The following is a 20,346-nucleotide window of genomic DNA, read 5'->3' as shown; positions in this document are numbered from 1 at the left end:
TATGTGAAGGGTGCTGCTGATGTTGCTCAAAATGTTGAAAAAACAATTGGTTCTTGCTGGGATTTTCACCAGCCTTGCGACGGGCACTTTGACACTTTCAACCGAGACCGCCGCGGCGGGGCAATTTACCACAGCGGATGAGGTGCGCCCGATTCTTGAGGCCACCAAGGGCACTTGGGTGGCACTGCGGGAATATGACGGACAGGATCTGTTGTATTTTACCCATCTTTTGGCTTGGCGTTGCGGCCTTGAGGGGGTGCGTTACAGCATCAATGGCGGGGCGCAACAGGTGTTTGATGCAGAGCCTTGCTACGAAGATGAAGCACAACCCAACGCGATCAAGGCCACCGATGCTTTGCCCTTTGTCCGGTTTGATCTGAAATCGGTGAACACGGTGGATGTGCAATTGACCTATGATGATGGTCAGGTGGCCGATGTCCAATTCGAACGCGCCGGAATTTTGATGAACTGATGAATTTCCAAAAATATCAGTGAATTAGGTGTCGACCCTCACGTCGGAAAACCGTCCGGTGCAAAAAGCCAGCGGGCGGGCGTCTGTGACGTGCGCACTTTGTACACGGCCAAGAATGATCGAGTGATCCCCGCCATCCATCACCTGTTCGGTGGTGCAATCAAGACGCGTCACACAGCCGTCCAGATGGGGCACACCGTGGGGGTCAATGTGATGAGGAATAGCGGAAAAATCATCCCCACAACGGGCAAAATGCTGGGCCACGGCACGCTGATCTTCGGCCAGAATATGCACCGAGAACTGCACTGCGTTGACAAAGGCGTCATGGCGCGCAGAGATCTGTGCAGGGCACCAGAGGATCAACGGCGGGTTCAATGACACCGAAGTGAAGCTGTTGGCGGTCATTGCCACAGGTGTCACTTTTCCCTTCACGGGGGGGGCGGCAGTGATCACGGTCACTCCGGTGGGAAAGGTGCCAAGAGCTGCGCGCAGTTCAAGCGCGTGTTCCGGGCCGGGGGAAAAGCTTTTCATCGTTGGACTGCCTGCGCATTTCAGTTCCATGTCGCGCAGACCCTATAGGCAGGCGCATGAGGGGGAAAGGTGAAAAGCGTCGGATTTTCCGTGTGATGCGCCGCGCCAAAGAGTGTGCGTTGGGGCGGGAATTACTCGGCCGCCGCAAACCCAGAAATCAAGTGTCGCAACCCAAGGGCCGTACCAGCGACGATTGCCAGAAATGTGACGGGCGCGCCGTAGTAAAGCAGGGCAAAGGCCGACAAGCCCTGACCGATTGAACAGCCAAAGGCGATCACCGCCCCAAAGCCCATGATCATTGCCCCTACGATTTGCCGTTTTAACTCGCGCGGGTCCTCGCAGGCTTCCCAACGAAAATGGCCACGAAAAAGACTGCCAATGAAGGCCCCCAAAAGCACGCCCGCGACCGATCCAACACCAAAGTTCAGAGTGTTCCCGGTTGAGGTCATCAGATAGAGAAGCGTGTCCCCAATCGGGGCTGAAAACGTGTGACTTTCAAGGGGGATAGCGGAAAACCCATTGCCCAGAACCCAAGCGGTGCCGCCCCAGCCTGTCACCACGGCCAGCCCGGCGATGGCGCCCCAAATCAGTTCTTGTTTGGCACCACGCAGTTCCGAATTTGACAGCATGACAAGCAAAAGAAGTATGCCTGCGATCAGACCAATCATGCTGGCGGAAACTCCGGTCAAACGCTCAATACCATAGGCAAATGAGGGCAGGGTGCCTTCGGCTGGGGCCTCTGGGAAAAGAGCCACGCGAAGCGGTGCAAGGGGCCCCGAAATGGCGACATAAGCAGACAGCCCCATGACCAAAACGATCACAAAAGACCGCAGATCTCCGCCGCCAAGTCGGGCCAATGCGCCAAAGCCGCAGTTGCCAGACAGCGCCATCCCATAGCCAAACACCAAACCGCCCACAATGGACGCCAGCGGGTTCCAGGCCAGACGCAGGTAAACCGCATCCGCGGCCGGAAGGGCGCCGGCGCCAATCAAAAGGAAGGTCCCAACCATAGCCACACCAATGGCCACGCCCCACATGCGCAACCTAAGGAAAGACCCGCCATAAAGCGCGTCTTCTATTGCGCCGAGTGTGCAAAAGCGGCCCATACGCGCGGATAAACCGAGCATGACCCCGCCCAGAAGCCCCACCAGGGCGGCCAGATTGGCATCGCTGATCCAGTCTAACATGCGCCTCCTCCCTTACATCCGGGTGCCAGACGTCTGGGCCGACATCTTGGCGCTTGATGAGTTGACCAAACTGCGATTTATGACAAAAAACCAGCCAGCGCCGTTTCTAGCGGATTGGCCCCTTGAATGTCGCGTGAGCGTCTTGAAAACCCTTTTTAATCAAAGACCTGTCCCGTTTCTCTTTTATTCAGCCGCTTTAGGTTCGACGGGGGTATCAATGGAGCAGAACATTTCATAGATCACTTCGAGGATGCGCCGGGGCCGATCATCGGTCAAGGAATAGTAAATGGTTTTGCCGTCACGTCGTGGCGTCACCAAACCTTCAAGCCGCAAACGGGCCAATTGCTGGGAAACAGCCGCTTGGCGGGCCGACAAAAGCTTTTCCAACTCGGTCACGGATTTCTCGCCGGTGACCAAGTGGCACAAGATCATCAACCGCCCTTCGTGACTGATTGCCTTTAGCAAAGTGGAGGCGTCGCACGCGCTGGTCATCATTTGATCCAGCTCGTCAGAGGTCATATTTTCACGAATGACTGGTAGCGCCATCACCTGATCCTTTGATTTCGTCTTTTTACAGCGTTTTTCATGCTTGATCACAAGCATTGCGCCTTTCAGGCATTATATAGAAGACTTCGCGAATATTGCAAACGTTGCAGCGTGGCGGGGTGTCGCGTCAACCAAAGCCCGGAACATGTAGGGGCAGGGGATCTACTGTCAGCTGACCGGCTTGGGATAATCCGTGGTGTTGATCAGCATTTGTTCAAGCAAGCCCCAAAAGAAGTCTTCGCCGGGATAGCCCTCAATCCGGCCAATTTCGGCACCATCTTCGACCAACACAAAGGTGGGGGTGAAGGAAACTGGACGTGTCAGGGCAAAGCCAAGCGTGTCTTTTCGGGTGTCGCGGATTTGGACATGTTGCAACGGGGCAAATTTCCCCTCTGGGGTTTTGGGATAAATGGCGCCCAGATCGCGTTCCCATTGCGCGCACCAGACACAACCGGGCTCTTCCACCATCACCAAATCCGCCGCCTGAACGGCCGAGATCATCCCCGCAAAAGCGAGGGTGGTGGAAAGCGCAATGGTTTTCATGCGATGGATCATGTTGAACGTCCCAGGTTGACCTTCGGTCGTTCAGAACACATAAATTGAATATGTTCAGGTTTCAAGTCACCCATCTGATCTGAATGCAAAACGCCTAACCTGGGGACAGAAAAGGGCCGTCGATGTTTGAGATTAGTTTTGCAGGTGCTGCGCTTGCCGGTCTGTTGTCTTTCGCCAGCCCCTGTATCCTGCCTATGGTCCCGTTTTATCTGAGCTATCTTGCGGGTTTGTCGATGTCTGAGTTGCAGGATGAAGGCGGCATTGCCCCCGGCGCGCGCAAACGATTGATCTTTGCGTCCATGGCGTTTTCTCTGGGCGTGACCACAGTTTTTGTGCTGTTGGGGCTGGGGGCCACGGCGCTTGGCACCGCATTTGCACAGTATAAAGATGTCTTTGCTTATGCAGGGGCGGCGCTTTTGGTGCTGTTTGGGCTGCATTTCCTGGGCGTGATGCGCATCCCACTGTTGTACCGAGAAGCGCGTTTGGACAGCCGCGCAGAGCCCAGCACCCTTGTTGGCGCCTATCTGATGGGGTTGGCGTTTGGATTTGGCTGGACCCCCTGCGTGGGGCCGGTGCTTGCCTCGATCCTGATGATCGCCTCTGGTATGGGAGAGTTGTGGCGTGGGGCCTTGCTTTTGGCCATCTATGGCCTGGGCATGACGGCCCCCTTTGTCGTTGCCTCGTTCTTTTCGGTTGGCTTTATCAAATGGGCCGCGCGGCACCGCCGGTTTCTGCCCTATGTGGAAAAGGCGATGGGGGTGATGCTGATCATCTTTGCGCTGCTGATCGCATCGGGTCAGGTGAATATCATTGGGCAATGGCTGATTGATTGGTTCCCTTCATTGACGCGACTTGGCTAACGGGAATCACATATTTGTGATCTTGGCCAAGCGATTGAATTCCGGGGTGCAGTTTGGCCTGACTGGGCAACTCAACGATGGGTTTGCGTTACAAATGGGTCATATATGCTGACCTGATGTGGTGTGTGAAACGCGCGCTTGTCGTTTTCGAAAACTACTGAATACGCGATGTATACCAAAGGATTCGTTAATATTATGAGGGTGTGGGTAACAATATTTCGCACTTGATCTATATCAATTCAAACAATGGAATTTGATGTTGCGAAATTTGCTTCACATGCGTAGCTTACTCTTATTACGTCATGGGAGGTAACATGAAGCGGACAACGATCACGCTTGTCGCTCTGCTTGCAGGGCTTACAACGGCAAACGCCGAAACAGTGGCACCAGAAAGTGTCACGTTCGAAGAAGGGGCTGTCGCGCAATCGCTGACTGGCCAACCCGGAGACGCGATGTCGGGGGCAAAGATTGCCTCGACCAAATCGCAAGGCAATTGCATTGCTTGTCACGAAATCACCGATCTGGCCGATGTGCCGTTTCACGGTGAAGTCGGGCCAGCTTTGGATGGGGCGGGCGACCGCTGGTCCGAAGCAGAGCTGCGCGGCCTTTTGGTGGACAGCAAACGCACGTTTGAAGAAACGGTCATGCCGGCATTCTACAAAACCACAGGTTTCAACCGCCTTGGCAAAGCCTACACAGGCAAAGCCCATGAAGGTGCTGTTGAACCGCTGCTGACAGCTCAGCAGATCGAAGATGTTGTCGCCTATCTGATGACGCTTAAATAAGCGGTCCGTGGGCCACAGAAATACTCACAGGAGAGAAACATGAAATTCACACGTCGTGAAGCTCTGGCTCTTGGTCTCGGTGCAACCGCCGTTGCCATGTTGCCAATGCGCGCCAGCGCCGCCGCCGACGAAGCCATTGCTGCCTTTACGGGCGGGGCTGACGTTGGCGAAGGCGGGGTCACACTGACCGCGCCGGAAATCGCAGAAAACGGCAACACTGTTCCAGTATCCGTGGATGCCCCCGGTGCAGCAGCGATCCTTATTCTGGCAATGGGCAACCCAACCCCAGGTGTGGCGCAGTTCAACTTTGGACCGGCTGCAGGCTCGCAAGCGGCCTCGACCCGCATTCGTTTGGCTGGCACGCAAGACGTTGTTGCCATTGCCAAAATGGCGGACGGCAGTTTTGCCAAAGCGCAATCGACCGTAAAGGTCACCATCGGCGGCTGCGGCGGCTAATCGCGGAGCAATCCCAGCAAAAGTGGGTACCGGTTTTGCGGTTCGGGATTGCGACATACAGGAGGCGATCCCAGCAAAACGGGAGACCGGTTTTGCAGTTCGGGATTGCGACCACATAAGATATTGGAGATCTGAAATATGGCAAAAGGTGTAAAACCTCGCGTGAAAGTCCCGAAATCTGCCTCTGCTGGCGATGTCGTGACCCTTAAAACCCTGATCAGCCACAAGATGGAATCAGGCCAGCGCAAAGACAAAGACGGCAACGTCATTCCGCGTTCGATCATCCACCGTTTCACCTGTGAATTCAACGGTGCGATGGTCGTGGATGTGACGATGGAAAGCGCGATTTCGACCAACCCGTATTTTGAGTTCGACGCCAAAGTCGATGCGGCAGGTGATTTCAAGTTCACTTGGTACGATGACGATGGGTCGGTTTACGACACCACCAAATCAATCAAGGTCGCCTAAAGATCAGCGTAAGGGAGGAATAAGTATGAAAACATACGGCATCGCAGCAATACTGGCTGCCTCGACAATGATCGGGGCAAATATAGCCACGGCCGATGAAAGCGCTGAACTTATCGTAAACGGCGAGATTGAAATCGTGACCCGCACTGCGGCTCCTGCACATCTGTCTGATGCGCTGGACGAAGTGATCTCGGGTTGGGTGTTTCGCTCAGACCAAACTCAGGAAATGCAAGGCGACGACTTTGATAATCCCGGCATGATCTGGGTTGAAGCCGCCGAGGAAGCATGGTCCACCCCAGAAGGGGAAAAGGGCAAATCCTGTGCCGATTGTCATGGCGACGCGGAAAGCATGGCGGGCGTAAAAGCCACGTTCCCGAAATGGAATGATGGTGCCGAAAAAGTCTATACTCTGCAGATGCAGATGAACGATTGCCGTGAAAACCGCATGGGCGCCGAAGCTTGGGGGTATGACAAATCCCCTGCGATCAACATGGAGGCCCTGTTGTCTTCTGTGTCGCGCGGCATGCCCGTGAATGTTGCCATCGATGGCCCCGGTCAAGCGACGTGGGAAAAGGGCAAAGAGCTCTATTACACCCGCACCGGCCAACTGGATCTGTCTTGTGCATCTTGCCATGAAGAAAATTATGGCAACATGATCCGCGCAGACCACCTGTCACAGGGTCAGATCAATGGCTTTCCAACGTACCGTTTGAAAAATGCCAAGCTGAATGGCGTGCATTCCCGCTTTAAGGGCTGCGTACGTGACACGCGCGCGCAAACCTACAAGCCCGGTTCCGATGAATTCATCGCGCTGGAAATGTATGTGGCATCGCGCGGCAATGGCTTGTCGATCGAAGGACCGTCAGTCCGCAACTGATCAAACCCCGTCCGGGCTTTTGCTCGGGCGGGATTTCTTTATTTGAACACATTCAAACCTCGGCATGGGTAAGCTCGCGCCGAACTTGAAATCAAGGAAAACCGCACATGATCTCTCGCCGCGACTTTCTTCAGGTCTCAATGGCCGCCTCAGCCCTTTACGGCACCTCTGGTTTTGGCAATTGGGCCAAACTGGCCGCCCAGCAAGCGCTGACGCAGGATGATCTTCTGAAGTTTGATACTTTTGGCAATGTCAGCCTGATCCACATCACAGACATTCACGCCCAGCTCAAACCGATCTATTTCCGCGAGCCGTCGATCAATCTCGGGGTCGGGGCCGCCAATGGCCAGATGCCCCATGTGACCGGTGCGGATTTCCGCAAAGCTTACGGGATCGAAGACGGTTCCCCTTCGGCTTACGCGTTGACGTATGATGACTTTTCGGCCCTGGCTAAAGGGTATGGCAAAGTCGGCGGTATGGACCGAGTGGCCACGGTTGTGAACGCCATTCGCGCGGATCGCCCCGATGCGTTGTTGCTGGATGGTGGCGATACTTGGCACGGATCTTACACCTGTCATCACACCCAAGGCCAAGATGTGGTCAATGTGATGAACGCGCTGAAGCCAGATGCGATGACCTTCCACTGGGAATTCACGCTGGGGTCTGATCGTGTGAATGAAATCGTCGAAGGTCTGCCATTTGCTGCCCTTGGCCAGAACATTTTTGACGCGGAGTGGGATGAACCGGCAGAACTGTTCAAACCCTATAAGTTCTTTGAACGGGGCGGGGTGAAAATCGCCGTGATCGGTCAGGCTTTCCCCTATATGCCGATTGCCAATCCGCGTTGGATGTTCCCTGAATACTCCTTTGGGATCCGCGATGAGAACATGCAGGCGATGGTTGACGAAGTGCGCGCCGCAGGGGCCGAACTGGTTGTTTGCCTGTCGCATAATGGCTTTGATGTGGACAAGAAAATGGCGACCCGTGTGAAGGGGCTCGACGTGATCCTGTCCGGGCACACCCATGATGCGCTGCCTGAACCCGTGCAGGTGGAACAGACGTTCATCATCGCCTCGGGATCGAATTCCAAGTTCGTCAGCCGCATTGATCTTGATGTGCGCGACGGCAAGATGATGGGCATTCGCCATAAACTGATCCCGATCTTTGCGGATGTGATCACGCCAGATGCGACAATTACCAAGCTGATCGACGACCAACGTGCGCCTTATAAGGCCGAGCTGGAAGAGGTGATCGGCACCACCGATACGCTTTTGTATCGCCGTGGCAATTTCAATGGCTCATGGGATGATCTGATCTGTGATGCGCTGATCAATGAACGCGAGGCCGACATTGCGATGTCGCCGGGCGTGCGTTGGGGGCCGTCGATCTTGCCGGGGCAAGAGATCACGCGCGAAGACATCTTTAACGTGACCTCTATGTCTTACGGCGAGGCGTACCGCTCTGAAATGACAGGGGAATTCATCCACACGATCTTAGAGGATGTGGCGGACAACCTGTTTAACCCTGACCCCTATTACCAGCAGGGCGGCGATATGGTGCGCATCGGTGGCATGGGGTACCGGATTGATGTGACCAAGCCGCAGGGCGACCGGATCACCGAGATGACTTTGCTCAAGACAGGCGAGGCCATTGATCCGTCGAAAACCTATGTGGTGGCCGGTTGGGCCTCGGTGAATGAGGGCACAGAAGGGCCGCAGATTTGGGACGTGGTGGAAAGCCATATCCGCAAGCAAGGCACCATCAAGCTTGACCCGAACAATTCCGTAGAAGTGGTGGGCGCCTAAGCCCAACGGTCTGGGCGCATCGCGCCTGGGCCAATTTTTTCGCGCCTATTCATGCACATAGGTGAATGTTGAGATGTAAGAGGAGAGATGCCAGATGAGTGACAGCTCTAACACAAACGGGCCCTCACGGCGCGGGTTTCTGCAAGGGGCCGCCGCCGCGGGTGTGGCTGTTGGCGCCGCGGGGGCCGCAAAAGCCGAGGGTGATCCGCTGATCACCGAGGTTCAGGAATGGGCCAGTGGTTTGGGGGACGGCGTGGACGCCAGCCCCTATGGCATGCCGATTGAGTTTGAGGGTGACGTGGTGCGCCGCAATGTGGAATGGCTGACGGCGGACACCATCAGCTCGATCAACTTCACACCGATCCACGCGCTTGATGGCACCATCACGCCGCAGGGCTGTGCGTTTGAACGCCACCATTCGGGGGCGATTTCGCTGAAGAAAGAAGATTATCGCTTGATGATCAACGGCTTGGTCGACACTCCATTGGTGTTTTCCTATGCTGATCTTGAGCGTTTTCCGCGGGTGAGCCGCACCTTTTTCCTCGAATGTGCGGCCAACACCGGCATGGAATGGGCGGGCGCGCAGCTCAATGGCTCGCAATACACACACGGTATGATCCATAATATGGAATACACCGGCGTCTCCTTGCGCACGCTTCTGGAAGAGGCTGGGCTGGACGCCGCGGGCGATCTCGCGGGCAAATGGCTTTACGTGGAAGGCGCCGATGCGTCCTCTAACGGGCGGTCCATTCCGATGGAAAAAGCGCTGGATGACTGCATGATTGCGTTCAAAGCCAATGGCGAAGCGCTGCGGATGGAGCATGGCTATCCGGTCCGCTTGGTTGTGCCCGGTTGGGAAGGCAATATGTGGGTGAAATGGCTGCGCCGGATGGAGGTCATGGACGCCCCGGTGGAAAGCCGCGAAGAAACCTCGAAATACACTGACACGCTTGAGAATGGCACATCGCGCAAGTGGACCTGGGTGATGGATGCGAAATCCGTTGTGACCAGCCCCAGCCCGCAAATGCCAATCAAACACGGCAAAGGGCCACTGGTCATCACCGGGCTGGCGTGGTCTGGCCGTGGGGCGATCACGGCGGTGGATGTGTCGCTGGACGGTGGTGTGACATGGGCCGAGGCGCGCTTGGCCGAACCCGGAAAAGCCATGGCTTTGACGCGGTTCTATCTGGATATTGATTGGGACGGATCAGAGATGTTCCTGCAATCGCGCGCGATGGATGACACCGGTTATGTGCAACCGACCAAGGCCCAGCTGCGCGACGTGCGCGGGGTGAACTCAATTTACCACAACAACTGCATTCAGACCTGGCACGTCGACGCAAACGGGGAGGCGAACAATGTCGAAGTTTCCTAAACTCTTGATGGCAACTGCGATCGCCACCGTGATCACAACGCCGGTATTGGCCGAGAAATATGGCCTTGGGCGCACTGCCACCCAAGATGAGATTGCAGCCTGGGATCGGGACGTATTTCCCGATGGCTCAAACCTGCCCGAAGGGTCCGGTAGCGTTGAAGTGGGCGAAGAGGTGTTCGTCGACAATTGCGCGGTCTGCCACGGCGATTTTGCCGAAGGGGTGGGCAATTGGCCCAAGCTTTCGGGCGGAGCGGACACATTGGCGGATGAGGATCCGCTGAAAACCGTCGGCTCCTATTGGCCATATCTGTCGACCACCTTTGACTATGTGCGCCGCTCTATGCCGTTTGGCGCGGCCCAAACCCTCTCAGATGATGATGTCTATGGGATCGTGGCCTATATCCTTTATTCCAACGATCTGGTTGACGACGATTTTGTCCTGTCAAAAGAGACATTTACGTCTGTAAAAATGCCCAATTCAGATGGGTTCGTCATTGATGACCGCGCCGCCACCGAATACAGCAATTTTACCAACCGCTGCATGAGCGATTGTAAACCAGCGGCGGTGAGCATCACGAAAACTGTGGTGTTCCCGGGCGACCCAAATGCAGGTGCTGAGCCTTTGGAAACCCAAGCGGCGGCACCCGCACCCGCACCCGCAGTGGCTGAAGTGGCCGAAGTGGTTCCGGCGGCGGTGACATTTGATGAAGAGCTGGCCACAAAAGGGGCCAAGGTCTTTAAAAAGTGTAAGGCCTGCCACAAGGTCGGCGATAAGGCCAAGAACGGCACGGGTCCGATCCTGAACGGGATCTGGGGGCGTGCTGCGGCGACCACTGAGGGGTTCAAATACTCCAAAGCGATGCTGGCAGCCGGCGACGGTGGGCTTGTTTGGACAGAAGATACCTTGTCTGGCTATTTGGCAAATCCACGTAAGTACCTGAAGGGAAACAAAATGTCCTTTTCCGGTCTAAAGAAAGAGAGGGATATCGCGGCTGTTCTGGAATTCCTGAAATCCAACAGCCAGTAGTCCACCCCCTCTAAGACACTCAAAACGCCGTACAGAAATGTGCGGCGTTTTTCGTTGGGTTTTGGTGAAATCCCCATCTCGTGTTAGGCTGGTCTGACTGCTTAAACAGGAGAGCGATATGCGACGTTTCGTGTGCCTACTCACCGTGATCTGTCTTCATCTTATGCCCGCAACGGCGGCCGAGTTGGGCGACGATGGCCTGTATGTACAGCCGTGGCTCACCGACAGTTTTCTTGAGCTCGCCGATGATCTTGATGAGGCCACAGCAGAGGGTAAGGATCTGCTTGTGTTGTTTGAACAAAAGGGCTGTCCCTATTGCCGTGAACTGCATCAGGTGAACTTTGCGCGTGACGAGATTGTCAGCCATTTGAAACAGCATTTTGTGGTTGTGCAGCTTAATCTGTGGGGCGCGCGCGAGGTGGTTGATTTGAACGGCACCCCCCTCGAAGAACGAGAATTGGCGGCGCAATGGGGGATTAATTTCACCCCAACCAGTGTGATCTTTTCCAAAGAAGAGGGCGTGGCGGCAGAGGTGTTTCGCATGCCGGGGTATTTCAAGCCGTTTCACTTTCTAAAGTCCCTCGAATACGTGTCATCAGATGCGTATAAGTCTCAGTTATTTCAACGTTATTTGCAGGCGGAGTTTCAGACCTTGGCGGAACAGGGATTGACACCAGAGGTTTGGTGATAGGTCTTGCCAGACGGTGAAAGGGCTGCGAATATGCCTGAAACTGAATGTGTTCAGGATCCGGTGGCGGTCCGTCCGCCTATGGCTCCGCCCTATAACCGTGGAAAGAGACCCCCATGCGCCCCCTTTTGTCGATCGTCACTTCTGGTGTAATCACCACTCTTCTTCTCGCCGCTCCGCTTGCCGCCCAAGGGCCAAATGCACGCGACGTGGGTACGGGGATTGTCTATCCATTTGATGGCGATTTTGACGATGCAACCTTTGCAGTGGAAAGCGCAATTGTTGGGGCCGGCCTGAAAATTGACCACACCAGCCACACTGGCGAGATGCTGGCACGGACTGGAAAAGATGTGGGATCTGACGTGGTTCTCTTTGAAAACGCTGATATTTTTCTATTCTGCTCTGCTGTCATTAGCCGAAAGGTGATGGAAGCCAACCCGATGAATATCTCATATTGCCCCTATTCGATTTTCGTGTCGGATCGTGAGGGCGAAGTTGTCGTGGGCTATCGCAAATATCCTGAGGGCGAGATGCAGGCGGTGCAGGACTTGCTTGATGGAATTGTGCAAGAGGCGGTTGCTGAGTGATCGCATTGGCGCGTCGGGGTGTGTCTTTGATCTGAGTCAAAAGCATTCACTAAACCGAATGTAACCGCTTGCCAGCCCTCACGCACCGCATTACCTTTGTCTCATGCGAATTGGATCTGAGTGAGGCAATCAAAATGGAAACAGAATTCACCCCCTTGGCGTCAACCTTCGGGGGGCTATTGATCGGTTTGGCGTCAGTCATGCTGATGTGGGCGCGGGGCAATGTGTTTGGCGCCACGGGCATTTTAACCGGGTTCTTGCAACCCAGCAGTTCAACCGATTGGGCGTGGCGCGCCGCGATCCTGTTGGGCATGATGACGGGGCCTTTTGTCTATCTGTTCCTGACCGGAAGCTTGCCCACGATTGAGGTGCCGATCAGCCGCACAACTATGATCATTGGCGGCTTTATTGTCGGCATTGGCGTGACCTATGGGGCAGGCTGCACATCTGGCCACGGCGTTTGTGGTATGGCGCGTTTGTCCCCCCGGTCGATCGTGGCCACACTCAGCTTTATGGCCGGAACCGCGGTCATGGTTTTTGTCATGCGTCATTTGGTGGGGGGGTGAATATGCAGCTTATTCTGATCTACGCCATTGGGCTGATTTTTGGCCTGGGGATTTCCATTTCCGGCATGGCGAACCCAGCCAAGGTGCTGAATTTTTTCGATATTGCAGGAACTTGGGATCCAAGCCTTGGCTTTGTGATGGGGGGCGCGCTGTTGGTCACGGCGCCTGGGTACTATCTTGTTTTCCGCCGGGGTCAGCCCCTGTTTAATCGGGAGTTCACCCTGCCGGGCACGCGGCTTATCGATCGCAAATTGGTGCTGGGAAGCCTGACCTTTGGACTAGGTTGGGGGCTTGCGGGCTTTTGTCCGGGGGCCGCGCTTCCGGTGGTTTCAACCGGCAATCAAGACGTTGCCCTTTTCATGGTTTCGATGATCGCGGGGCTGTTCGCCGCCCGCTGGATGATTGCCCAAACCGCAAAACGGCGTGATGCGCAGCTGCGCCACCGGGCGCCACAATAGAATAGGAAAGCATATGTCGATGGGTATCACTGCCACTGTCAAACCCGTGGTCAAAGCATTTTTCGACCCAGCCACCAACACGATTTCATATGTTGTGAAAGACCCCGCGACGATGGCCTGTGCGGTGGTCGACAGCGTGATGGACATCGACTATGCCGCCGGGCGGATTTCCCATGAGAATGCGGATCAGATTGTTGATTACATTCAAGAAAATGGGTTGGAGCTGCAATGGGTGATTGAAACCCATGTGCACGCGGATCACCTGTCAGCCGCCCCCTATTTGCAATCAAAACTGGGTGGAAAAATTGGCATTGGCTCGGGCATCACCGTTGTCCAAGACGTGTTTGGCAAAGTGTTCAACGAAGGCACAGAATTTCAGCGCGACGGCAGCCAATTTGATCAGCTGTTTGAGGATGGCGACAGCTATATGGTTGGTGAAATGCAGGCGCAGGTGGTGCACACCCCCGGACACACGCCCGCCTGTATGGTGCATGTGATGGGGGATGCGGCTTTTGTCGGCGACACACTTTTCATGCCAGACGGCGGGTCAGCGCGCGCTGATTTCCCCGGTGGGGATGCGGGCGAGCTTTATGACTCGATCCAAAAAGTGCTGTCTTTGCCAGATGAGACGCGCCTGTTCATGTGTCACGATTACGGTCCAAACGGCCGCGACATTCAGTGGGAAACCACCGTGGCGGATGAGAAAGCCCACAATATTCATGTGGGCGGCGGCAAGACCAAAGAGGAATTCGTGCAGTTTCGCACCAAACGGGATGCAGAATTGGACATGCCGAAGTTGATCATCCCCTCACTTCAGGTCAATATGCGCGCGGGAGAAATGCCACCGGCGGATGAAGAGGGGAACACCTTTCTGAAAGTCCCGGTGAACGCGCTGTGAACGCATTCTGATTATCCGATGAATGTGGCTGATGCCGCGCAAATATGAGGACAGGATCATATGATAGCGAAGAAACTGAGCGACCGGGTTACGGTTGCCCCGCAAATTGCGGTGTCGGATGTGCCAGCCATTAAAGAAGCCGGTTTCACCGTCTTGATGTGTAATCGCCCGGATGGCGAAGACCCCGGCCAACCCACTTGGGCCGAAATATCCCAAGCGGCTGAGGCTGCCGGGATGCAAACGTCCTTTTTGCCGATGTCCAGCCGCGAAGATGCGCTGGCGGTGATGGCGGAATTCACCCGCGTTGTGGATGAAGCCCCGGGGCCAGTGTTTGCCTATTGCCGGTCTGGAACACGTTGCGAGATCCTGTGGTCAATGGCAGAGGCCAACCGATAACCAATTGATAAAACAGGTGTTCCGCGCCCAAGCGGAGCACCACCACAGTTGAATGCAGGGTCTCATTCTTCGAAATCGGACCGAGTGGTGATCAAATCGTTCTTGCGCCGCCCACAAAATGGGCTGGCCATCGGCACGCAACATTTTCGCATTATCCATCGTTACGAGGGGCTGACCTGTTCGGAGGAGGTCTCGCTGTGGTTGAATGAAACCTTTGACCCGCGACAAAGGGCGCAAGGGGACGCAGCGTAACTTTGCGGACCGACAATTGAACGCTTGTGCAATTAATGCTAGGCCAGCCCAACATTCATTCCATTGGGGGACGCTTTCATGCAGATCACAGAAAACACCGTTGCCGTCGTCTCGGGCGGGGCATCCGGATTGGGCGGCGCTGTGGCGCAAGCCTTGGCCGCAGCAGGGGCCAAAGTCGGTATTTTCGACCTGAATGAAGAAACAGGCACCGCAATGGCCGCCAAAATCGGTGGGACATTTGCCAAGGTGGATGTCGCGGACCCAGCTTCGGTCGCAGAAGGCTTCAAGACCCTGCGCGCCGCCCACGGCCAAGAACACATTATGGTCAATTGCGCAGGCATCGCGCCCGCCTCAAAAACCGTATCCAAAGGCGCGCCGCATAACGCAGAGATGTTCGCCAAAGTGATCACCGTAAACCTGATCGGGACGTTTAACTGCGCCAGCCAAGCCGCAGCAGGCATGGTTGCAACCGACGCATTGAACGCAGATGGCGAGCGCGGGGTGATCATCAATACGGCCTCAATTGCGGCCTTTGACGGTCAGATCGGCCAGCTGGCGTATGCTGCCTCCAAGGGGGGCGTTGTGGGGATGACCCTTCCGATGGCGCGCGACCTGATGCGCGACGGTGTGCGGGTGATGACCATCGCACCGGGTATTTTCAAAACACCCATGGTGGCGGGCCTTCCGCAAGAGGTGCAGGACAGCCTTGGCGCTCAGGTGCCGTTCCCATCGCGTCTTGGTGACCCAAATGAGTTTGCCAACCTTGCCCGCCACATTGTGGAAAACCCGATGCTGAATGGCGAAGTGATCCGTCTGGACGGCGCAATCCGTATGGCGCCGCGCTAACCATCCAAAGATCGCAGCATAATTTGCGGAAACGGAACAATTGAAACCGGCTCGTTGAAAAATACAGCGCGCCGGTTTCGCGCCTATTCAATCGCCAGGACAAGCCCAGCAGGCGCCAGGGGCAGGTGGTCTTTGTCTGGATTGTCTGTATCAATCAGCCTGATGTCTGGCCCGATAAGGGTGGGGGAAATCTCGCCGTTGATGGCGCGCAAAGCAGCCAGAACCCCCAATCGACCCTGCGCGACCGGATCATCAAAGGGGACCGCCAGCACCTTGCCGCTTTGCAACCCCCGGCGCACCGAATGGCTAATATAGGTGGCAATGAGTTTTGGGGAGTTCCCAACATTTTGCGCAGCCAGTCCCATAGCGCCCTCAATGGCGGGGGCGCTGCCAATGACGTAATCCAGATCGGGAATTTCAGCCAACACTGCTTCAACTTCGCGCAATTGTTCGCGAAGCCCAGTATCAGCATGGCGGGTGGTGACAATCTCGGCCGAGCTTTCAACGAGAGCCTGTCGCAGACCGTCCTCAAGAAGGGGGGACCATCCGCTATCTTTCGGGCCGGTGATAAACCCCACCTGAACCGGCGCGGTGCCTTTGGGGTGGCGACTTGCCAAATATGCCCCAACAGCCTCCCCCATCTCGCGCCAATCCACCCCGATGGAGGCGGCGAGATCCGGCGCGCGCAACGCATTGACCAAAGCAAGCACAGGCACGGTTTGGCTGGCCGCTTTCACAGCTGCCAACATCTTTGGCGCGTCCGCCGACACGGCCCCCAGTAAAATGGCATCCACCCCGTTGGACAGGCAGGTTTCTAACAAGGGGATTTGTCGAGACAAGGCCAGATACCCGCCAGATTCGTAAAACAGCAAATCCACCCTGGATTGCGCCGCTTGCTCTTGCAGACCGAAACCGACGCTCAGCCAATATTCGTCCTTGAAATGAGGAACAACCACGCAGATCGATGCGCGCGCTTTGCCTTGTGCAACGGCGGGCAACGGGGCGGACATCCCCATCAACACGCAGATGAGGGTTAGGATTGCAGCGGGCCGCAATTCGCCATACCGTCGCGCCATGCGGCAGATCGGCTTTGATAAACAATTGCTTCGGGTGTTCACCTTCATTGTGAGCTTATCCGTCTTGGTCAGTTTGGTCGCCCTTGGGGCAAACTGGTATCTGTCCGGGCAACAGCGCGCTTTGATACAAAACAACCTACCTGCGCTCTCCTTGGCACGCAAAATCTCTGATGAAAGTGTGTTTGTGGCCGCGCTGGCCCCATCCTTTTCCGAAGTGGGGAATTTGGACGATTTGCAAGGGCTTGTGCGTTCGTTGCAATTTGAACTGGATGAACTGCTGTCGGATTTCCAAGCCTTGGACCGGAAGGACGCTGTCCCTTCGCAACGTGACCGCATTGTGCTGTTACAGCAATTGCAAACCGCGATCTCGCGTCTTGGTGAGGTCGCCGAAAGCCGCTTGATACAGCGGCAGGGTCTTGATCGGCAGATGATTTTCGTCGCGGACATATTGGAAGAAATGCAGGATCTGTTGGCCAGCCAACTGGATATCGCGCGTGTGCGCGTGACAGCGACAATCGCGGATCTTTATGTCAAATCCGGCCCGCAATCGCGCGAGACATTGGATGGGCTGGCGGACCGTGATTTCTTTGCCTACGACCGTCAGGTGGAGCTGGGGCGCGCAATCGACAAAGCGGGAAACATGCTGTTGCGCGTGGTGGATCTGACCGATGCGGAGATATTGGGGCAGCAGCGGACGCTGGCGATTGCGGAACTTGAATTTGCGGAACGACGCTTGAGCTATCTCGTGGCAAATGCGGCACGGGCGCGGGCTGTGGACCTGATGGCTTTGCTGCGCAAAGAACTCTTGCCCGGGGGGAGTTTCGCCCGGCAGGCTGTGGTGCTGTCGGATGGTGGCGAAATGTCGAGCTTGCTTGTGCAAATCCGCAAGGATGTGATCCGTCTGACCAATTTATCGGATGATCTTTTGTCGCGTCTTCAGGCCAACGCGGTGCGCTCGCAACAGCGCACCGAAACGCTCGGGCGACGGATCTCTGTCGGGCTTGGGTTGCTGCTGGTCTTGGCAACAGGGGCGGCCTTTGTCAGCTGGCAGTTTGCGCGCCGCCAGGTGGTGGGCCGTCTGCGCGGCGTGGCGCAACATATCGAAGCATTGGCGCATGAGGAGTACGACCGCGATATTCCGGTCAGTGGCCGCGATGAAATTGGCGAGATGGAAAAGGCGCTGCACATCCTGCGCGGACGGGCCGCCAAGGCGCGTGAGCTTCGTGATGAGCTTGAGGAAACCGTGCGGCTGCGCACTGGTGACATTGTGACCGAGATGAAAGCCCATGATGTTGCACGCGCGGAAGCCGAGGATGCCAATCGCGCCAAGTCAGAATTCCTCGCAATGATGAGCCATGAAATCCGCACGCCGTTAAACGGTATCATCGGGATGTTGCGCCTGTTGGAAAGTGACATGTCGGGGCAGGGGCAAGATCGCAAAGAAAGTGACCGGTTGCACATCGCGCGGCTGTCGGCAGAACATCTGTTGGGTCTCACCAATGATCTGCTGGATTACGCGAGCACCGAACGCGATAAAATGCGTGCTGCCCCTGTGCATTTTGATACGCGGGATCTTTTGGGCCAGTTGGGCACCTATCTCAGCGTCAGCGCCGAGGCACGCGGGCTTGGATATGGCGTACAGGTGCCTGCGGATCTTCCTTTTGCGTTTTACGGTGATGTTGCCAAAATCCGCCAAGTGTTGGTGAACCTCCTGTCAAATGCCACAAAATATACCGACCACGGGCGGGTCGATTTGGTGGTGGAACATGCTTTTGACGATGAAAAAGCGCGGCATGTCATCAGCTTTGTGGTGGTCGATACCGGCATTGGCATTGCCGCACAGGACATGGATTACATTTTTGACGCCTACGGGCGCGCGGATCCGGGGCAAAAAGCGGACATTCAAGGCATGGGGCTTGGCCTGTCGATTTCACGCCGCTTGACCGAAGTGATCGGCGGGCTGCTGAGTGTGGAAAGCGAACCGGGCATGGGGTCGCGCTTTTCTTTGACCGTTTCTTTGCCAGAAGGGGACCTGAGCCAGGTGGCGCGTGTTACGGAAACCTCGCCTGTGGCGGACCTTGGACAACATGTGTTGTTGGTTGAGGATAACGCGGTCAATCGGATGGTGGCCCACGGATATCTGGAACGCCTGGGCTGTCGGGTGACGGATGCCGCAACGGGTAAGGCCGCTTTGGCCTCGACCATAAAGGGGGATGGCGCCGCGTTTGATGTGATCCTCTTGGATCTGGATCTGCCGGATATGACAGGGATTGAGGTTGCCGCTGAGATCACCAAACAGCTGTCCAATCCCCCCCTTATGGTGGCCTTGACCGCGCATAATATCTCCGACACCCCAGAGGAGCGCGCGCGTTTGGGTGTGGCGCGGGTGATGACCAAACCTGTGTCCCCCCGGATGCTGCGCGAGGTGCTCGGAGGAGAGGCGTTTGTGGAGGCGGACCGTGAAACCGACAGCTCTACCCTGACGGCGCTGCGTGAGGATATGGAAGACCTTGGGGCGGAAGAAACGGCTGAGATTATAGGGGAATACCTGCGCCAACTGGACAGCACAGTGCCGGATCTTTTGACGGCACTGCGTGAGAACGATGGTGAGGCCGCGCGCAAGCTTTCACACCGGCTAAAAGGCGCGTCCGCAAATTACCGTTTGACCAAGTTTTGCGCGCAACTGGCTGAAATTGAAGCATCTTCTGCGGATGGAGATGTGTTGGAAACCTATGAGGATGCGCTTGTGATCTCGGCAGACGCTGCACGCCAGACACTGTTACTGGCTGCCAAACAGGCGCAGCTCAGCCTGGAAAGTCAGACATCTGATGCGGCAAAAACATAACCCTCGCCATGCACCGTGATGATCCAGTTGGGCAGGGCGGGGTTGACCTCGATCTTCTTGCGGATCCGTCCGACAAGTACATCAATGGTGCGATTGTCCGGTGCCCATTGGCGGTGTTGGATCAGGTCCAGCAAACGATCACGCGATAGGATCACACCGGGATAGCGGGTGAAGGCGTGCAGCAGTTCAAATTCGGCGCGGGTCAGGGGTTCCACCTCGCCTGTCTCATCCACCAACCGGCGGCGCATGGGATCAAGAACCCAACGGCCAAAACGCCAAACCGGGTCGGGGGCAGGGGCTGAGGTCAGGCCAATTTCGCTGATCCGGGTCAATAGGTTTTTCACGCGGGCAAACAGCTCTCGTTTATCAAACGGCTTGGTCACATAATCATCTGCGCCCATTTCAAGCCCAATAATCCGGTCAATCTGATCATCGCGGCTGGTCAACAGGATGATACCCGCCTTTGATTTGGCACGTTGTTCGCGGGTGATGGTCAGCCCGTCTTTGCCATCAAGGTTGATGTCCACCAACAAAAGATCCGCGGGATCACGGGTTAATATCTCTTCCATCTGATCCGCATCTTCGGCTTCTGACACGCGGTACATCTGTTTACGCAATGAGGCCGCCAGCCGCCTGCGGGTCACACTGTCGTCTTCTACGATGATAATATGCTGTGCCATGACGGTGTCTTAGTCCTTGTGGGGAAGGCCCTCCAGCGATTTTAGACCATTTTTACATTCTTTTACAAACTCGAACAGCCTGTTCATTGCAGATGAAAGACCGGTTCACA

Annotated in this window: 23 protein-coding genes; 17 read left to right on the top strand and 6 right to left on the bottom strand. The window is 55.9% G+C overall.

Features of this window, described 5'->3' with window-relative positions; all coding sequences use genetic code 11:
- Window positions 1-19 precede the first annotated feature (19 nt).
- Window positions 20-472, top strand: coding sequence for a hypothetical protein (locus KKW20_RS15610; RefSeq protein WP_246534643.1), 453 nt, complete (start codon window positions 20-22; stop codon window positions 470-472).
- Window positions 473-496: 24 nt separating this feature from the next.
- Here KKW20_RS15610 and KKW20_RS15605 read toward each other — a convergent pair whose 3' ends face one another.
- From KKW20_RS15605 to KKW20_RS15590, 4 genes are all read right to left on the bottom strand, one after another.
- A complete protein-coding gene (locus KKW20_RS15605) occupies window positions 497-1,003 on the bottom strand; it encodes a flavin reductase family protein (RefSeq protein ID WP_214568844.1) in 507 nt (168 codons plus the stop codon).
- A 131-nt stretch (window positions 1,004-1,134) separates the two neighbouring features.
- Entirely contained in the window at window positions 1,135-2,190 is a 1,056-nt protein-coding gene (locus KKW20_RS15600; protein WP_214568843.1) for a YeeE/YedE family protein, read from the bottom strand.
- Between the two features lie 183 nt (window positions 2,191-2,373).
- Window positions 2,374-2,736, bottom strand: coding sequence for an ArsR/SmtB family transcription factor (locus KKW20_RS15595; RefSeq protein ID WP_214568842.1), 363 nt, complete (start codon window positions 2,734-2,736; stop codon window positions 2,374-2,376).
- A gap of 168 nt (window positions 2,737-2,904) precedes the next feature.
- Window positions 2,905-3,291: a thioredoxin domain-containing protein gene (locus KKW20_RS15590; protein WP_214568841.1), complete on the bottom strand. Its 387-nt coding sequence runs from the start codon at window positions 3,289-3,291 to the stop codon at window positions 2,905-2,907.
- A 122-nt stretch (window positions 3,292-3,413) separates the two neighbouring features.
- On the opposite strand from KKW20_RS15590, the gene KKW20_RS15585 reads away from it, so the two are divergent.
- From KKW20_RS15585 to KKW20_RS15515, 15 genes are all read left to right on the top strand, one after another.
- Complete coding sequence (locus KKW20_RS15585) at window positions 3,414-4,151, top strand: cytochrome c biogenesis CcdA family protein (RefSeq protein WP_214568840.1); 738 nt, start codon at window positions 3,414-3,416, stop codon at window positions 4,149-4,151.
- A gap of 314 nt (window positions 4,152-4,465) precedes the next feature.
- Complete coding sequence (gene soxX, locus KKW20_RS15580; protein WP_214568839.1) at window positions 4,466-4,936, top strand: sulfur oxidation c-type cytochrome SoxX; 471 nt, start codon at window positions 4,466-4,468, stop codon at window positions 4,934-4,936.
- A gap of 39 nt (window positions 4,937-4,975) precedes the next feature.
- Window positions 4,976-5,392 carry a thiosulfate oxidation carrier protein SoxY gene (gene soxY, locus KKW20_RS15575; protein ID WP_214568838.1) on the top strand — a complete coding sequence of 139 codons (417 nt, stop codon included), beginning with the start codon at window positions 4,976-4,978 and terminating at the stop codon, window positions 5,390-5,392.
- A 138-nt stretch (window positions 5,393-5,530) separates the two neighbouring features.
- Entirely contained in the window at window positions 5,531-5,860 is a 330-nt protein-coding gene (gene soxZ, locus KKW20_RS15570) for a thiosulfate oxidation carrier complex protein SoxZ (protein ID WP_214568837.1), read from the top strand.
- A 25-nt stretch (window positions 5,861-5,885) separates the two neighbouring features.
- Complete coding sequence (soxA, locus tag KKW20_RS15565; protein WP_214568836.1) at window positions 5,886-6,737, top strand: sulfur oxidation c-type cytochrome SoxA; 852 nt, start codon at window positions 5,886-5,888, stop codon at window positions 6,735-6,737.
- A gap of 107 nt (window positions 6,738-6,844) precedes the next feature.
- Window positions 6,845-8,542, top strand: coding sequence for a thiosulfohydrolase SoxB (soxB, locus tag KKW20_RS15560; RefSeq protein ID WP_214568835.1), 1,698 nt, complete (start codon window positions 6,845-6,847; stop codon window positions 8,540-8,542).
- Window positions 8,543-8,636: 94 nt separating this feature from the next.
- Window positions 8,637-9,917 carry a sulfite dehydrogenase gene (gene soxC / locus KKW20_RS15555; RefSeq protein WP_214568834.1) on the top strand — a complete coding sequence of 427 codons (1,281 nt, stop codon included), beginning with the start codon at window positions 8,637-8,639 and terminating at the stop codon, window positions 9,915-9,917.
- Window positions 9,901-10,944 (top strand): c-type cytochrome, encoded by a 1,044-nt coding sequence (locus KKW20_RS15550; RefSeq protein ID WP_214568833.1) that lies wholly within the window; start codon window positions 9,901-9,903, stop codon window positions 10,942-10,944. Before soxC ends, KKW20_RS15550 begins: the two co-directional genes overlap by 17 nt.
- Window positions 10,945-11,062: 118 nt before the next feature.
- Window positions 11,063-11,632, top strand: coding sequence for a thioredoxin family protein (locus KKW20_RS15545; RefSeq protein WP_214568832.1), 570 nt, complete (start codon window positions 11,063-11,065; stop codon window positions 11,630-11,632).
- Window positions 11,633-11,748: 116 nt separating this feature from the next.
- Entirely contained in the window at window positions 11,749-12,219 is a 471-nt protein-coding gene (locus tag KKW20_RS15540) for a DUF302 domain-containing protein (RefSeq protein ID WP_214568831.1), read from the top strand.
- A 134-nt stretch (window positions 12,220-12,353) separates the two neighbouring features.
- On the top strand, window positions 12,354-12,785 hold the full coding sequence (locus tag KKW20_RS15535; RefSeq protein WP_214568830.1) for a YeeE/YedE family protein: 432 nt from the start codon (window positions 12,354-12,356) through the stop codon (window positions 12,783-12,785).
- A gap of 2 nt (window positions 12,786-12,787) precedes the next feature.
- On the top strand, window positions 12,788-13,243 hold the full coding sequence (locus tag KKW20_RS15530) for a YeeE/YedE family protein (RefSeq protein WP_214568829.1): 456 nt from the start codon (window positions 12,788-12,790) through the stop codon (window positions 13,241-13,243).
- Window positions 13,244-13,256: 13 nt separating this feature from the next.
- Window positions 13,257-14,141 (top strand): MBL fold metallo-hydrolase, encoded by an 885-nt coding sequence (locus KKW20_RS15525; protein ID WP_214568828.1) that lies wholly within the window; start codon window positions 13,257-13,259, stop codon window positions 14,139-14,141.
- A gap of 60 nt (window positions 14,142-14,201) precedes the next feature.
- Window positions 14,202-14,537, top strand: a complete 336-nt coding sequence (locus tag KKW20_RS15520) for a protein tyrosine phosphatase family protein (protein WP_214568827.1) — start codon at window positions 14,202-14,204, stop codon at window positions 14,535-14,537.
- A gap of 330 nt (window positions 14,538-14,867) precedes the next feature.
- Window positions 14,868-15,635, top strand: a complete 768-nt coding sequence (locus KKW20_RS15515; RefSeq protein ID WP_214568826.1) for an SDR family NAD(P)-dependent oxidoreductase — start codon at window positions 14,868-14,870, stop codon at window positions 15,633-15,635.
- An 83-nt stretch (window positions 15,636-15,718) separates the two neighbouring features.
- Here the strand turns inward: KKW20_RS15515 and torT are convergent, their stop codons facing one another.
- Window positions 15,719-16,711, bottom strand: coding sequence for a TMAO reductase system periplasmic protein TorT (gene torT / locus KKW20_RS15510; protein ID WP_214568825.1), 993 nt, complete (start codon window positions 16,709-16,711; stop codon window positions 15,719-15,721).
- On the opposite strand from torT, the gene KKW20_RS15505 reads away from it, so the two are divergent.
- Window positions 16,710-19,556 (top strand): ATP-binding protein, encoded by a 2,847-nt coding sequence (locus tag KKW20_RS15505; protein ID WP_214568824.1) that lies wholly within the window; start codon window positions 16,710-16,712, stop codon window positions 19,554-19,556. The two genes, torT and KKW20_RS15505, sit on opposite strands and share 2 nt — an antisense overlap.
- Here KKW20_RS15505 and KKW20_RS15500 read toward each other — a convergent pair.
- Window positions 19,529-20,236, bottom strand: a complete 708-nt coding sequence (locus KKW20_RS15500; RefSeq protein ID WP_214568823.1) for a response regulator — start codon at window positions 20,234-20,236, stop codon at window positions 19,529-19,531. The genes KKW20_RS15505 and KKW20_RS15500 overlap by 28 nt on opposite strands.
- Window positions 20,237-20,346 lie beyond the last annotated feature (110 nt).

Source organism: Aliiroseovarius lamellibrachiae (genome assembly GCF_018599245.1).
In the GTDB taxonomy this organism is placed as follows: Bacteria; Pseudomonadota; Alphaproteobacteria; order Rhodobacterales; family Rhodobacteraceae; genus Aliiroseovarius; species Aliiroseovarius lamellibrachiae.
This window is presented reverse-complemented; position numbering and strand designations above follow the sequence as displayed.

Excerpts from the sequence above, each read along its gene's own strand:
- KKW20_RS15610 (WP_246534643.1), top strand. The coding sequence starts at position 20 with ATGTTGCTCAAAATGTTGAAAAAACAATTGGTTCTTGCTGGGATTTTC.
- KKW20_RS15605 (WP_214568844.1), bottom strand. The coding sequence starts at position 1,003 with ATGAAAAGCTTTTCCCCCGGCCCGGAACACGCGCTTGAACTGCGCGCA.
- KKW20_RS15600 (WP_214568843.1), bottom strand. The coding sequence starts at position 2,190 with ATGTTAGACTGGATCAGCGATGCCAATCTGGCCGCCCTGGTGGGGCTT.
- KKW20_RS15595 (WP_214568842.1), bottom strand. The coding sequence starts at position 2,736 with ATGGCGCTACCAGTCATTCGTGAAAATATGACCTCTGACGAGCTGGAT.
- KKW20_RS15590 (WP_214568841.1), bottom strand. The coding sequence starts at position 3,291 with ATGATCCATCGCATGAAAACCATTGCGCTTTCCACCACCCTCGCTTTT.
- KKW20_RS15585 (WP_214568840.1), top strand. The coding sequence starts at position 3,414 with ATGTTTGAGATTAGTTTTGCAGGTGCTGCGCTTGCCGGTCTGTTGTCT.
- soxX (WP_214568839.1), top strand. The coding sequence starts at position 4,466 with ATGAAGCGGACAACGATCACGCTTGTCGCTCTGCTTGCAGGGCTTACA.
- soxY (WP_214568838.1), top strand. The coding sequence starts at position 4,976 with ATGAAATTCACACGTCGTGAAGCTCTGGCTCTTGGTCTCGGTGCAACC.
- soxZ (WP_214568837.1), top strand. The coding sequence starts at position 5,531 with ATGGCAAAAGGTGTAAAACCTCGCGTGAAAGTCCCGAAATCTGCCTCT.
- soxA (WP_214568836.1), top strand. The coding sequence starts at position 5,886 with ATGAAAACATACGGCATCGCAGCAATACTGGCTGCCTCGACAATGATC.
- soxB (WP_214568835.1), top strand. The coding sequence starts at position 6,845 with ATGATCTCTCGCCGCGACTTTCTTCAGGTCTCAATGGCCGCCTCAGCC.
- soxC (WP_214568834.1), top strand. The coding sequence starts at position 8,637 with ATGAGTGACAGCTCTAACACAAACGGGCCCTCACGGCGCGGGTTTCTG.
- KKW20_RS15550 (WP_214568833.1), top strand. The coding sequence starts at position 9,901 with ATGTCGAAGTTTCCTAAACTCTTGATGGCAACTGCGATCGCCACCGTG.
- KKW20_RS15545 (WP_214568832.1), top strand. The coding sequence starts at position 11,063 with ATGCGACGTTTCGTGTGCCTACTCACCGTGATCTGTCTTCATCTTATG.
- KKW20_RS15540 (WP_214568831.1), top strand. The coding sequence starts at position 11,749 with ATGCGCCCCCTTTTGTCGATCGTCACTTCTGGTGTAATCACCACTCTT.
- KKW20_RS15535 (WP_214568830.1), top strand. The coding sequence starts at position 12,354 with ATGGAAACAGAATTCACCCCCTTGGCGTCAACCTTCGGGGGGCTATTG.
- KKW20_RS15530 (WP_214568829.1), top strand. The coding sequence starts at position 12,788 with ATGCAGCTTATTCTGATCTACGCCATTGGGCTGATTTTTGGCCTGGGG.
- KKW20_RS15525 (WP_214568828.1), top strand. The coding sequence starts at position 13,257 with ATGTCGATGGGTATCACTGCCACTGTCAAACCCGTGGTCAAAGCATTT.
- KKW20_RS15520 (WP_214568827.1), top strand. The coding sequence starts at position 14,202 with ATGATAGCGAAGAAACTGAGCGACCGGGTTACGGTTGCCCCGCAAATT.
- KKW20_RS15515 (WP_214568826.1), top strand. The coding sequence starts at position 14,868 with ATGCAGATCACAGAAAACACCGTTGCCGTCGTCTCGGGCGGGGCATCC.
- KKW20_RS15505 (WP_214568824.1), top strand. The coding sequence starts at position 16,710 with ATGCGGCAGATCGGCTTTGATAAACAATTGCTTCGGGTGTTCACCTTC.
- torT (WP_214568825.1), bottom strand. The coding sequence starts at position 16,711 with ATGGCGCGACGGTATGGCGAATTGCGGCCCGCTGCAATCCTAACCCTC.
- KKW20_RS15500 (WP_214568823.1), bottom strand. The coding sequence starts at position 20,236 with ATGGCACAGCATATTATCATCGTAGAAGACGACAGTGTGACCCGCAGG.